The sequence below is a fragment of the Rossellomorea sp. NPDC077527 genome, from assembly GCF_044542955.1.
Taxonomy (GTDB): domain Bacteria; phylum Bacillota; class Bacilli; order Bacillales; family Bacillaceae_B; genus Rossellomorea; species Rossellomorea aquimaris_E.
The window spans coordinates 594,563-608,303 of record NZ_JBITVL010000003.1; the positions used below are offsets into that span (position 1 = coordinate 594,563).

A 13,741-nucleotide genomic window follows, 5' to 3' on the forward strand; every position below is an offset into this window, starting at 1 on the left:
ATTCGCCAAAAACCGTGAAATTCCTGCATAAAAATGCCTTCAAGCTAAAATAACTTGAAGGCATTGTATTATAGAAGAGGAGACATCAATCGTGAAGTGGATTCCAGAATCCTGTAACCAAGATGTCTTTTCTGAAATTCTTCCAACTTCAATTCTTCCGAGTCTTCCAAGTCATGAAGATATTCCTTTACAATGGAGGCTGCACTTTCCGTTTTATACAGAAATGCATTCACCTCAAAATTCAGGTGAAAACTTCTCATATCCATATTCGATGTTCCAATCGAAGCCATTTCTTCATCAACTATTACAATCTTACTATGCATGAATCCCTTTTGGTATTCAAAAATACGTGCGCCCGCCTCCAGAAGATCCGGAAAATAGGAGCGGGAGGCATGGAATACGATTCGTTTGTCGGGTTTATGAGGGACTAACAGTCTCACATCGACACCACTTAAAGCCGCAATCTTAAGGGCTGAGAAAATGTCTTCGTCCGGCACAAAATAGGGGGAAGCCACCCAAACACTCTTTCTTGCCGAAGTAATCATCGAGAAGAATATATTCTTTAAAACGCTCAATTCATTATCAGGTCCACCTGCAATCATCTGAACTCCGCCGTCATGACTATTTTCAATCGGATCAGGACTTAGATATCCAGGAGTCAGGAAGTCATCATTCGTCATATAATACCAATCCTGAAGAAAGATCAACTGCAAAGTCCGGACCGCTTCTCCCCTTACAAATAGATGAGTGTCCCTCCAGAAGCCGAAATGGGGGTTCTTGCCTAAATATTCGTCCCCGATATTAAGCCCCCCTACAAATCCGATACTGCCATCGATGACAATGATTTTACGATGATTGCGAAAGTTGAACTTATTATTGAGAACGGGAATTTTCACAGGACCAAAGGCAACCACTTCAATTCCTGCTTGTTTCAATTCATTGATATAGTCCCTAGATAACTGCCAGGCTCCGACAGCATCATATAGGAACCGGATTTTGACCCCATCGTTCGCACGTTCAATGAGAATATCCTTTATCTGATTTCCAATCTCGTCATGTCGTACAATATAATATTCCATATGAATATGATGCTTTGCCGTCTTTAACCATGTTAGAATTTCACCAAATGTCTCCGTGCCATTCGTCAAGAGTTTTGTTTCGCTTGAAAAAGAGATGGCACTATTCCCGATTCTCTGTGCAAGCTGGAAATGCTTCTCTTGGAACAACCCAAACATTTCAGCATTGATTTCCTTCGGTCCAGGCTCAAATTTGTTATACGTTTCCTGATCCAGTATGTACTTTTTCTTATACATTTTTTCTTTTCGATAATTCCGTCCAAATAATAAATAAAAAATGAAGCCCAAAAACGGAAAAGCTCCTAATACGACCAGCCATGTCAATGTTTGGGTAGGGTGGCGATTTTCAAAGAAAATGAGGAAGCCAATGACAATGACCGAGAATGTAAAGACAATACTAATATACTTTACCATTCCGGATAAATACTGATCGAAATAGAAAATATAACTCAATATGAGAACAGCAATAAATAAGAGGACCCGCACTGTATTTTTCATTCACAAAACACCTTCCACCGGCTTAATGTCTCTTAAATGTGAAGCACTGATAAAAATGAAGGAATCCACCCACAATACTAAAGGAATAAATCGTATGACAAGTAAATAAATATAAAAAATACCGATTTCTGTATGAAACCGGTATTGAATCTTACGAAAAGTGCTCACTAAGTGTCTTAAAGACATTCTCCTGAATGACGATTTTACCATACTCTTCAAGGCGATGGACGGTCATTCGTGATTCATCAGCATATTCAAGCAGTATACTTAACGTATTGTCGATATCTTCTTCTGCAAAGTGTTCTTCTGAAAATTTAACGTAAATAAAATATCTATCTTCGAATGCAAGCAGCTTTGTTTCCAAGTGCTCCACAGGCAAATCTTTCATTCGCTGGGAAAGAGAAATGGCATCTTCAAAATCGTTGAATTTCAATGTGAAATCCAATACTACTTCAGTTTCTCCGTCCTGGTCCTGCTTGATTTGGAAGTGTTGATCCAGAAGCTCTTCTATACGCTCATCTACAGGAAGTTCCTTGAGCTTATCCTCTGGAATCGGAAGTTCAAATCGTTGACCATCTTTTGAAACCTGAGCTCTTGTAACAAGTACTTCAAGTCCTTTATCCAACGCCTGAACTTGGATCCAAAGCGGTCCTTCAATTCCAAAATCTTCTTCCTGGTGAACTTCATCCATCATTTCCCAGAATAATTCTTCGCTTCTTTCGCGATTATACCAGATTTCTTCGCGGTCAAATCCACGATCTTCTATATCTCCGTAAGAAATGTAAAACTTGACGGTATTTTCATTAATGCGTTCGATTTCCAATTAACACCTCTCCCTTCTTGCATGATGTTAGTGAAGGGACTACACCCTCTGAGCAGGTAATGCTCGATTGCTGGTGAAGATAGAAGATACATTTAGGTTAGTTTGTACCTTGTACTTCTATTTTATGATAGTAACACTGAAAATGGAATTAAACTAACACCCATTTTTTTCTCACAAATCCCATTAGGTGTTTTTGACATTTTAGCGAATATTTGCAGAAAATTCAAGTGATAATACCTAATCTAATATAAAAGAGACTGACCCGAAAGGAGACGCAACGTTCCTTAAAGGGTCAGCCCCTTTCACTTATATATTCTCATGCAAAGGCAGCTCTAATTGACCATCCTTTGCGCTTCCAGAAGTTGGAATGTGCGAACTTTTCTTGGAAGGAATCGTCTGATTTCATCTTCGTTGTAACCCACTTGAAGACGTTTTTCATCGAGGATGATTGGACGCCTTAAAAGACCCGGGTTTTTTTGAATGAGTTCAAACAACTCTTGAAGTGGTAAAGTTTCTAGATCCACATTAAGCTTTTGGAATGTTTTAGAACGGGTTGAAATAATTTCATCTGTTCCATCCTCAGTCATGCGAAGGATTTCTTTAATTTCATCAATGCTTAACGGTTCAGAAAATACGTTGCGTTCTGTATATGGAATCTCATGCTCTTCTAACCAAGCTTTTGCCTTGCGACAAGATGTACAACTAGGTGAAGTGAATAATGTAACCACGAATCATTCACACTCCCTTAAGGAATTTTTAATGATAGAGTACTTTATTTAAACATCGGCTGTACATTAAAATTAGTTTAAATAAGAAATCTCTATTATGTATTATACATGAATAACAGTCCATTGAACATAGTTTTAACTAATTTGTCAAATTTCCTATACATAGGTATAACATAGCTGAATCTTCTGCTTCTAGTATCGCTTTACCCTGTACATCTTTAGCTTAAACATAATATTGAACAATTCCATTTTTTCATTTAGAAAACCTTATTGCGAATAGACAATAAGGTTATTCTGTCTTAAAGATTTTTAAGGACATCACCATCACGATCTTTATCTTTCTTTAATACCTCTTCTACAGGCTGATAGGATGCACCATAAAATTTTTGGTCATTATAGGTGTGAATCAGTTCATACGTTTTCTTCATCGAATCGAAAATAAGATCTTCGGATTCATCACTGGGTGCCCAATAAAGAATTTCCATTTCATTTATCTCGTTCGTTGCCAGTGAACGGCGGGCATATCCAATACTGACGGCGTGTTCAAATCCTTCTCGTTTATAGAACTTCAAGCGCTTTTCAGTATCAGTATCATCATAATCAACAGGTTCAACTTCCAGAATAATCGCTTTCTTTTTTTCCTTCAGCTTATCTAGCAATTTATGGCCCAATCCTTGTCCGCGGGCATCTTTAGATACAAACAGATAATCAATGAAAATGAACTCATCCAGTTCAGCATACATAAGTACATGATGAGGACCCTCATCCTTGTGGTAGATGTCGCTTCTATCTTTAAGAAGGGATTCAAGATGCTCTTTTGATTTCATTTCCTCTACAGGGAAATATTGATTTAACTTTTCATACCAGTGCATGGATCTACTCCTTCAATTGAATTTTTAAATGACTTTGACTAACGTGATACCATTATGTTTCTCAAGAATGATTTGTTTATGTTAGATGTTAGTCTTATCCGTGGGATAATAATACGGAATCACAGGCTGACTGCCCATGAAGGGGAATATGTGGTTGAAAGCGGTTAATCTTACCAATATCTTAATGATACCAATATATCTGTTATTTTTCAAACGGAAAGCCATTTTTCAGGGATATTAACACTGATTAAAATAAAAAATGACCTGTAACGTTACAGGTCATTTTCTTCTGTTAAGGCGTATAATCTACTCCTTCAGTGTATGAATTACCGGCATCCCAAAGAAGGAACTCATTGACCCCTTGATCATTTAAAGCTTTGATCTGGGCCTCTACTTCCGCTTTACCATATGGTTTATAGTTGCCGCTGCCCAACCAGGAAGCGGTGAAATCCTGGAGCCACGGCCTGGAAATAGGCTTATTCTTTAGCTCAGCTATTTTCGCCTTTTCAACCTTGGTGTATTCAGACACTAATTCATATGGTTGTAAATCAGGTTTTGCAATCCCGAAATAAGGGGTCCAGTGACTCGGATAGATCATGGATGATATGACATCTACATTCTCTGATATTTTAGAGAAGTTCTGACCGATACCGGGTGCTTCGGGAAGTGTTGCCGTGTAACCGAAGATATCAACTGATACTTTCACACCATAAGGTTCTAATTTTTTATGGGCGTATTCAACAAAGTCGGTAACGGCATGCACACGCTTCTGAACATTATCAATGTCCTCTTTTGCATATTCCCCGCCATTATATTTCAGTTCATTATCACGCTTTTCGAATCCTTCCGGGAATCGAACATAGTCAAATTGGATTTCCTGAAAGCCCATTTTTGCAGCTTCTATTGCAATCCCTACATTGTAATCCCATACTTCTTTAAGGAATGGATTGACGAAGGAGTCACCCCCTCCATTTGACCAGACCTTATCGCCGTCTTTAAAAGACAAGTCCGGTCGTTGATTGGCAAGGACCGTATCCTTGAAAACCACTACCCTTGCAATCGGGTAGATTTTCTTTTCCTCTAACTTTTTTAACACAGCTTTTGGATCCTTGATATATGGCTGACCCACTTTAGCGTATGGAGAAGACGATTCAGGTACATAAGTTAAATTTCCCACGTCATCCTTAATATCAATGACCATTGCATTCAGGTCAGTATCATCCATTAATTTAGTAAGAGTATCAAAACGTGCTCCACCAGCTGAATGTGCTGTTACATAAACGCCCCTAATCGCATCCGGATACTCAAAATTCAAGCCAGAGTCATATACAAAACGAGGTACTGGACTTGCTATCTCTTTCTTACTCATCGAGAGCGTTCTCTTCTCATGGCTTTTTGCCGGTCCTCCTTCAGCAGCGAGTGCTGATTGAAACGGCGTGACGCATAGTGTGACTAAACATAAAGATGTCGCTACCTTACTCCATTTCAACATTAACCTCTCCTCTATAAAACAAGCTATCTAGTAAATTATGTAACCTCCTATTCTATTTTAACAAGGAAATTACTTGTAAGAAAAGGGTGAATCCACCTAGTCTGTCGAAATTTCCAAGGAAATGAATGATCTTCTATATATCATATGATTTTCTTCAAATATGAGAAGTATCCATGAAAAAAGCTCCCCTCAATGAAGGGAGCTTTTTCACTTTATTAATTTTTGTATGATGCTTGATATTGGGCAAATTCTTTTTCAGAACAATGAACGAAATGTCCTGGTGCCACTTCACGCATTTCAAGTTGTTCATTCTCTGTATAGTTATGAACAGCTGGATTATACTCTTTTCTTCTGCGTGTGCGCTCATACTCGGGATCCGGTAACGGTATCGCAGATAGAAGCGATTGAGTATAAGGGTGAAGCGGGTTTTTATATAGAGCATCACTTGGTGCCAATTCAACCAGTTTTCCATAATACATAACACCGATACGGTCACTGATATACTTTACCATGGAAAGGTCATGGGCAATAAACAAATAGGTTAAGCCCTTTTCTTTTTGAAGCTCTTGCATAAGATTTACAACTTGCGCTTGGATTGAAACGTCCAGGGCAGAGATCGGCTCATCGGCAATGATGAAATCAGGATCTACAGCCAGGGCACGGGCAATTCCGATACGCTGACGCTGTCCACCTGAGAATTCATGTGGATAGCGGCCGGCATGCTCTTTGTTCAAGCCCACCGTTTCAAGAAGCTCATGGACTTTTTTTAAGCGTTCTTCTTTTGAAGAAGCTAAGCCATGGATATCGATACCTTCAGCAATGATATCCGCAACCTTCATACGAGGATTAAGACTCGCATAAGGATCCTGGAAGATCATTTGCATTTTACGGTTGAACTTCTTTAATTGTGAGCGTGACTTTTTACCATGAACGTCTTCACCATTAAAGAGTACTTGCCCATCAGTGGCGTCATATAAACGAATGATTGTACGACCGGTAGTGGATTTTCCACAACCTGATTCACCAACAAGACCAAGTGTTTCGCCTTTATAAATATCAAAACTGATATCGTCAACCGCTTTAACCATATTCGGTTTACCAGGATTGAAATACTGTTTAAGATTTTTAATTTCTAATAATTTTTCTGCCATTATGAACGAACCCCCTCAACAAGCACCGGTTCTTTAAAGTTTGACGGCATTTGTCTTTGTCTTACTTTCACTGCTTCCGGAGGCTCAACCTGTGGGGCACTCGGATGCAGCAACCAGGATTTCACATAGTGAGTATCTGACACCTGGTAATATGGTGGCTCTTGTTCGAAGTCCACTTTCAATGCATAATCACTTCGAAGAGCAAATGCATCTCCCTTAGGAGGATTCAATAAATCAGGAGGAGTACCAGGAATCGCAACCAGCTCCTGCTCACCTTCTGTTTCAGTTGTAGGCATTGAACCAATCAATCCCCATGTGTAAGGATGACGTGGATCGTAGAATATTTCATCTACCGTTCCAGTTTCTACGATTTGTCCTCCGTACATTACCGCAACACGATCGGCAACATTGGCAACAACCCCTAAATCATGGGTGATGAAAATGATGGATGTTTCGATTTTATTTTGAAGGTCCTTCATCAGTTCAAGGATTTGAGCCTGTATCGTAACGTCCAATGCCGTTGTTGGCTCATCGGCAATAAGGATTTTAGGATTACAAGCAAGTGCAATCGCGATGACGACACGTTGACGCTGACCGCCGGAAAATTGATGTGGATACTGTTTAAAGCGAGTTTCCGGACTTGGAAGACCTACTAATTTAAGCAATTCAATGGCGCGTTTCTTCGCATCATTTTTACTCATGTTCTGGTGTTTCACAAGAGGTTCCATGATTTGTTTCCCAATTGTCATTGTCGGGTTTAAAGACGTCATTGGATCCTGGAAGATCATTGAGATGTCCTTCCCACGGATCTTTTGCATATCTTTCTCTGGAAGCTTTGCTAAATCTTTTCCTTCAAAAAGGATTTCTCCACCCTTAATGAATCCAGGCGGGTTTGGAATCAATCTCATAAGGGCTTTCGTCGTAACGGATTTCCCAGAACCAGATTCCCCAACAATCGCTAATGTTTCACCTTTATCTAAATGGAAATCCACACCGCGTACAGCTTGTACTTCTCCTCCATGCGTATTGAAGGAGACGTGTAGATCGTTCACTTCTAAAATTTTTGACATATTATTATCTCCCTTCTACTACTTACGCATTTTCGGATCAAGTGCATCACGCAGACCATCCGCCATTAAGTTGAAACTTAAGATAAGTAACGAGATTACCACGGATGGAACGAGCATCATGTGTGGGAATGACTGAATAGATTTATAGCCGTCATTAACCAATGAACCTAAAGATGCTTTTGGTGGTGCAATTCCCAATCCGATGAAGCTTAAGAAAGCCTCTGTATAGATTGCTGAAGGAACTGTAAACATTGTTGTAATAATGACTGGTCCCATTACGTTTGGAAGTAGGTGCTTAAAAATCAATCGATTACTTGTTGCCCCCAAGGTACGTGAGGCGAGAACAAACTCCTGATTTTTCAATTGAAGTATCTGCCCTCTAACAATCCGGGCCATGGTTGTCCATCCAGTTATAACCATCGCCATTGTTATGGAAAATACACCAGGTTCAAAAATGAGAATGAATAGTATGACCACAATAAGATTCGGGATTCCTACCAGAATCTCAATGATACGTTGCATAATATTATCCACTCTTCCGCCATAGTAGCCGGAAATTCCACCATAGGAAATACCAATTATGAAGTCAATTACAGCAGCTAGGATACCGATATACAAGGAAATCCTCGTACCATTCCAAGTACGTGTCCAAAGATCACGACCCAAATCATCAGTACCGAACCAATAATTTTCCTCGATTTGCCTTGCTTCATATACATCGAAGCCGTCAGCATCCTTCCCATCAAACGGAAGCCAACTCAATCCTGAAAGCGCTTCAATTTTAGGTGGGAGTTTTGCGTGACGTATGTTTTGATCACTAAATTTATATTCGTTCATTCCCGGTCCAAATGTAGCAAACAGGATGATGACCAATGTAATGATCATACCAAGGACTGCCCCTTTATTTTTCCTTAAACGAATCCAGGAATCCTGCCAGAAATTTAAGCTTTTTCGTGAAATTTTTTCAGCCTGACCTTCATCTGCCTTTTGAGGTTGGAAGAGTTCTGGACTTAGTTGATCCAACTTCTTTTTGTTTGCTTCCATTATTTCTTCCCTCCAGCTAAGCGAATACGGGGATCAATGATACCGTAAAGGATATCCACCAAGAAAATGACACCAATGAATAGTGCGCTATAAAACAATGTAATTCCCATAATCACTGTATAATCATTTAACTCAATTGAACGGACGAATTGTTCACCCAATCCAGGAACCGCGAAGATCTTTTCTACTACTAGGGCACCGGTCATAATGTTTACAGTCATCGGTCCCAAAATCGTTATGATAGGGATCATCGCATTCCTAACTGCGTGCTTCACGATTGTCCCTGCCTTTGTAATTCCTTTTGCCTTAGCAAGAAGAATATAATCCGAGTTCAGGATTTCAAGCATTTCTGTTCTCATAAAACGAGCAATCGTTGCAACAACTAATACCGTCAATGCAAGCGTTGGAAGGATTGTATGTTTATACTCACCCCAAAGCGCTACTGGTAGCCATTGCAGTTTAACACCAACATAATATTGAAGGAGACCTGCAAATACGAATGAAGGAATTGAAATACCCAATACCGCAAGAGTAGTTGAACCATAATCAATCCAACTATTATGCTTAATAGCTGCTATGATTCCAATGATTAATCCTAGGAAAGTCCCTAATACCATTGCCTGAAAACCTATTAGAGCTGAAGGACCGATTCGGTCTCCTATCAAGCTTGTTACTGGGCGGTTATCATATTGGAAGGATAAGCCTAAATCACCTTTCGTTAACCCTACCATGTAGTTAATGTATTGTTCTGGCAGCGGGTCGTTCAAACCATATTTATCCAGGATGATTTGTTGTTGTTCCGGAGTAAGCCTTTCTGTGTTTTGCAGTGGAGATCCAGGTAGGAGCTTCATCAGAAAGAAAGTGGCGGTTGCAATGATAAGCAAAGTGATGATCATATAAACGATACGTTGAATTGTATATTTGACCATTCTTTAGCCCCCCTTTTTTATCTTATTTTTTCTACATTCTCAATTATAGCGAATTTCGACAAATTTTCAATAAATTTTTATTTTTGTGATAATTACCGACATTCACTGGAAAAGGAGAGCATATGCCTATGCATACGCTCTCCCTTTTAAGGTTTGTCGAATGAGTTAAATACTACTCAATTGAAGCCCATTTGTAAGATGCATCCGCACCAAATGAGTGACGTAACAGACCTTTAACATATGGACGCTCTAAGAAAGCAGTTCCACGTTGGTACATTGGGCTGATTGCTTGATCGTCGAAAAGGATCTTCTCTGCATCAACCATTGCTTGCCAGCGAGCTTCAGGATCATCAAGAAGTTCACCTTTAGCTTGTTCAATTAACTTGTCATATTCAGGGTTAGAGTAACCCATTTGGTTATGAGCACCGTCAGTCACGAACATGTCAACAAATGTCATCGGATCTGGATAGTCAGGACCCCAACCAGCGAATGAGAAGTCATATTGACCTTTCGATTCTAATTCAAGTTTTTGCTTGAATGGTTGTGCTTTGATGTTGACAGTTAAACCTTCAAGATTTTGCTCAAGTTGTTCTTTTAAGAACTCACCGATCTTTTTAGAGCTGTCAGAGTCATAGTTTAATAGTTCTAATTCAATAGAATCTTTACCTAACTCTTCTTTCGCTTTAGCCCAATAGTCAGCAGCTTTTTTAGTGTCAAATCCACCGAAATCGCCAACCGCTTCACGGTATTCAGTACCATCTGGACCCGTTACGAAATCTTTAGGTACTAAGTAGTTAGCAGGGATAGATCCATTGTTAAGAAGAACCTCAACCATACCTTCTTTGTCGTAAGCAGAGTCAATTGCTTTACGTGCGTTTACGTTTTTCAACACTTCATTTCCTTCGTTTAAACGCAGGAAGTATACAGCAGTATCCGCTTTTGTTTTGAAGTTTTCATCTGACTTGTATTTGTCTACAAATTCAGCTGAAAGACCAGCAACATCAGCTTTGTTTGTTTCAAAAAGGTTAACTCCAGTAGCAGTGTCTTTAACGATATTAAAGTTCACTTCTTTTAACTTAACAGTGTCTGCATCCCAGTAGCTATCGTTATGAGTTAATTTAAAGCTTTGTTCGTGCTTCCACTCAGAAAGAGTAAAAGGTCCGTTATATACTACAGTGTCAGCTTCAAGACCGAATTTATCGCCTTGAGACTCAACGAATTTTTGGTTTTGTGGATAGAATGTTGCGAAAGAAAGTAATGCTTTGAAATATGGTACAGCTGTTTCAAGCTGAACTTCTAATGTTTTGTCATCAATTGCTTTAACACCTAATTCTTCAACTGGCACTTCACCAGCGTTTACTTTAGCAGCGTTTTTGATATCGTACATGATGTACGCATACTCTGCACCAGTATCAGGGTTTAAAGCTTTTTGCCAAGCGTAAACGAAGTCGTTCGCTGTAACAGGATCTCCGTTTGACCATTTCGCATCACGGATCTTGAACGTGTATGTTTTACCATCTTCACTGATCTGTGGTTCTTCAGCAGCCATACCAAGTACAGCCTCGTCATTTTCACCTAATCGGTAAAGACCTTCGAATACGTTGTTCATTACTTTGAATGAAACAGAGTCAGTTGCTAGAGTAGAGTCCATTGATGGGATCTCAGACGCCTCCAGCAGGTTAAGTACTTGTTCTTTCTTTTCGTCAGAACCGCCTGCACCAGTTCCTTCCTCTTTGCTGTCAGTCTTCTTGTCGCCGCCACAAGCAGCTAGGAAAGTACTGAGAGCCAGAAGAAGAACCAGCAAGAATGAAAACTTTTTCTTCATCTTGAAATTGACCTCCTCGTAAATCTCATATTTATTTATCTTCTAATTTTCAGAAGATTTGTTACTTATTATACATGATAGAGAAATTATTGCAATATGAATTTAACAGTTTTTTTGCTAAATTATCAGATTAGTAGGTATATTGATATTGAAACCCTGTAATATCAACGTTTCTTTTAAACATTTTGGAGAGTTCGTCCTATTACAATTGTTACAAACGTAAATTCTCATAGGCTAAATATTACTGTCCTTTAAACAGGGTTCCTGCTCTTTGAAATTCTCTCTTGTTATAAATATTAAATTTCCAGACTAAATATAAATGATAGAATTCATACTTATTTCAGTTAACATCTTCAGCAATATTCCGCTCTCATCATATTGTATTCCCAAGTGGCTGTGTGTCGGTACTACTTATTCACTTTGAGAAGAATTGAATATCCATGAGTGAGGATTGAATTCTTTATAATCCTTCATGTATACTTTTGATAAAAACACTTAAAGGAGTATTATGAAACGAATCAATCTATTTACTATCCTTACATTCCTTTTATTCGTCATTGCTGTTGTGGTGGCGTCACTTCAAGAGAAAAACCTGCTTCTTTCAATTATAGACAGCTTATTTATTATCGGGATTTTGTATGTCTGTCTCGGTTCCCTTCTATATATTTTCGAAAAGGGTTTTTTCAATGGGCTCGTGTACGCAATCAAGCGTTTCCGAAAGAGCTCAAAACTCGGAAAGTACGCTTCTGAGTTCGATGAGCTGGACGAAACAAAGGAAGCCCATGAAGAATTCAGTGTCAAACGCTCCTATTCCATTACTAAGTCTTTATTGACACTCGGAGCTGTGACTCTGGTGTTGTCCATTGTGTTGACCTATCTTCTGTACACTTGAATTATTCAGCTCATTTTCATATAATGTACTTATATGAATTGAGTGAAAAGCAAGGATGAAGAGTAGTACTTTTCTATATGATTTAAAGAGAGCTTGTGGCCGGTGCGAACAAGTATTCATTAGAATAGGAATGGACTTCTGAGCTTTATTTGTGAACCGGAGTAGCTTATAACGGATTAACCTCACGTTAAAGGGGTTCCATGTTCAACATGGACTAAGCTGGCTCATTCGAGCACTTAGGGTGGCACCGCGGAAATGATCCCATTCGTCCCTATTTTTTATAGGACGGGTGGGTTTTTATTTTGTTTATATATAGGAGGAAAAAGAGATGAAAACAATCTTTAGCGGCATTCAGCCGAGCGGAACGATTACTCTCGGCAATTACATTGGAGCGATGAAGCAATTCACAGAACTCCAGGAGGAATATAATTGTTATTTCTGTGTAGTCGATCAACATGCCATTACAGTGGCCCAGGATAAAATGGAGCTGCGAAAAAATATCCGCAGTCTGGCTGCCCTTTATATCGCTTGTGGAATCGATCCTGAGAAATCGACATTATTCATTCAATCGGAAGTCCCTGCACATGCACAGGCAGGATGGATTTTACAATGTGTCACCTATATTGGAGAACTAGAAAGAATGACTCAATTCAAAGACAAATCCCATGGGAAAGAAGCCGTTTCTGCAGGGTTATTGACGTATCCTCCTTTAATGGCTGCAGACATCCTGTTATACGGAACGGATTTGGTTCCAGTCGGGGAGGATCAGAAGCAGCATCTTGAATTGACAAGAAACCTTGCTGAGCGATTCAACAATAAATACAATGATATCTTTACAGTACCTGAAGTCCGCATCCCTAAAGTCGGTGCACGAGTGATGTCCCTACAGGATCCATTAAAGAAAATGAGTAAATCCGATTCGAATCAGAAGGCGTTCATTACACTCCTCGACGATCCGAAACAAATTGAGAAGAAAATTAAAAGCGCCGTAACCGATTCAGATGGCATCGTGAAATACGATAAAGAAAATAAACCGGGAGTGTCTAACCTCCTTTCCATCTATTCGATTCTTGAAGGTAGTTCTATAGAAGAGCTTGAACAGAAATATGAAGGCAAAGGATATGGAGACTTCAAGGGTGACTTGGCTCAAGTGGTTGTAAATGCCATTAAGCCTGTACAGGACCGCTATTATGAATTGATCAATTCCGAGGAATTGGATGATATTCTGGACCGCGGTGCCGAAAAAGCGAACTTCACCGCAAACAAAATGCTTAAAAAGATGGAAAAGGCGATGGGATTGGGACGAAAAGAAAGAAAGAGAAAATAATAAAAACGACGAGA

The 13,741-nt window shown here is 39.3% G+C and carries 12 protein-coding genes and 1 other annotated feature; of the genes, 2 read left to right on the top strand and 10 right to left on the bottom strand.

What is annotated here, in order from left to right:
* Positions 1–68: 68 nt before the first annotated feature.
* The 10 genes from cls to ACIGG7_RS12985 form a co-directional block, all read right to left on the bottom strand.
* Entirely contained in the window at positions 69–1,574 is a 1,506-nt protein-coding gene (cls, locus tag ACIGG7_RS12940; protein ID WP_224941533.1) for a cardiolipin synthase, read from the bottom strand.
* 151 nt (positions 1,575–1,725) lie between these two features.
* On the bottom strand, positions 1,726–2,397 hold the full coding sequence (gene mecA / locus ACIGG7_RS12945) for an adaptor protein MecA (protein ID WP_224941534.1): 672 nt from the start codon (positions 2,395–2,397) through the stop codon (positions 1,726–1,728).
* Positions 2,398–2,729: 332 nt separating this feature from the next.
* The gene (spxA, locus tag ACIGG7_RS12950; RefSeq protein ID WP_032089161.1) at positions 2,730–3,125 is read right to left on the bottom strand and encodes a transcriptional regulator SpxA; all 396 of its coding nucleotides are present in this window, start codon (positions 3,123–3,125) and stop codon (positions 2,730–2,732) included.
* Positions 3,126–3,424: 299 nt separating this feature from the next.
* Positions 3,425–3,997, bottom strand: coding sequence for a GNAT family N-acetyltransferase (locus ACIGG7_RS12955; RefSeq protein ID WP_224941535.1), 573 nt, complete (start codon positions 3,995–3,997; stop codon positions 3,425–3,427).
* A gap of 292 nt (positions 3,998–4,289) precedes the next feature.
* Positions 4,290–5,489: a putative glycoside hydrolase gene (locus ACIGG7_RS12960; RefSeq protein WP_224941536.1), complete on the bottom strand. Its 1,200-nt coding sequence runs from the start codon at positions 5,487–5,489 to the stop codon at positions 4,290–4,292.
* Between the two features lie 215 nt (positions 5,490–5,704).
* Positions 5,705–6,640 (bottom strand): ABC transporter ATP-binding protein, encoded by a 936-nt coding sequence (locus tag ACIGG7_RS12965; protein ID WP_224941537.1) that lies wholly within the window; start codon positions 6,638–6,640, stop codon positions 5,705–5,707.
* A complete protein-coding gene (locus ACIGG7_RS12970) occupies positions 6,640–7,710 on the bottom strand; it encodes an ABC transporter ATP-binding protein (RefSeq protein ID WP_224941538.1) in 1,071 nt (356 codons plus the stop codon). The genes ACIGG7_RS12965 and ACIGG7_RS12970 overlap by 1 nt, the downstream gene beginning before the upstream one ends.
* 18 nt (positions 7,711–7,728) lie before the next feature.
* On the bottom strand, positions 7,729–8,754 hold the full coding sequence (gene opp3C / locus ACIGG7_RS12975) for an oligopeptide ABC transporter permease (RefSeq protein ID WP_224941539.1): 1,026 nt from the start codon (positions 8,752–8,754) through the stop codon (positions 7,729–7,731).
* Complete coding sequence (opp3b, locus tag ACIGG7_RS12980) at positions 8,754–9,683, bottom strand: oligopeptide ABC transporter permease (RefSeq protein ID WP_224941540.1); 930 nt, start codon at positions 9,681–9,683, stop codon at positions 8,754–8,756. Before opp3b ends, opp3C begins: the two co-directional genes overlap by 1 nt.
* A 172-nt stretch (positions 9,684–9,855) precedes the next feature.
* Complete coding sequence (locus tag ACIGG7_RS12985; RefSeq protein ID WP_224941541.1) at positions 9,856–11,508, bottom strand: peptide ABC transporter substrate-binding protein; 1,653 nt, start codon at positions 11,506–11,508, stop codon at positions 9,856–9,858.
* Positions 11,509–12,016: 508 nt separating this feature from the next.
* On the opposite strand from ACIGG7_RS12985, the gene ACIGG7_RS12990 reads away from it, so the two are divergent.
* Both ACIGG7_RS12990 and trpS read left to right on the top strand, forming a co-directional pair.
* The gene (locus ACIGG7_RS12990; RefSeq protein ID WP_224941542.1) at positions 12,017–12,400 is read left to right on the top strand and encodes a DUF3899 domain-containing protein; all 384 of its coding nucleotides are present in this window, start codon (positions 12,017–12,019) and stop codon (positions 12,398–12,400) included.
* A 43-nt stretch (positions 12,401–12,443) separates the two neighbouring features.
* Positions 12,444–12,676, top strand: a binding site (T-box leader).
* Between the two features lie 52 nt (positions 12,677–12,728).
* Positions 12,729–13,727, top strand: a complete 999-nt coding sequence (gene trpS, locus ACIGG7_RS12995; protein ID WP_224941543.1) for a tryptophan--tRNA ligase — start codon at positions 12,729–12,731, stop codon at positions 13,725–13,727.
* Positions 13,728–13,741 lie beyond the last annotated feature (14 nt).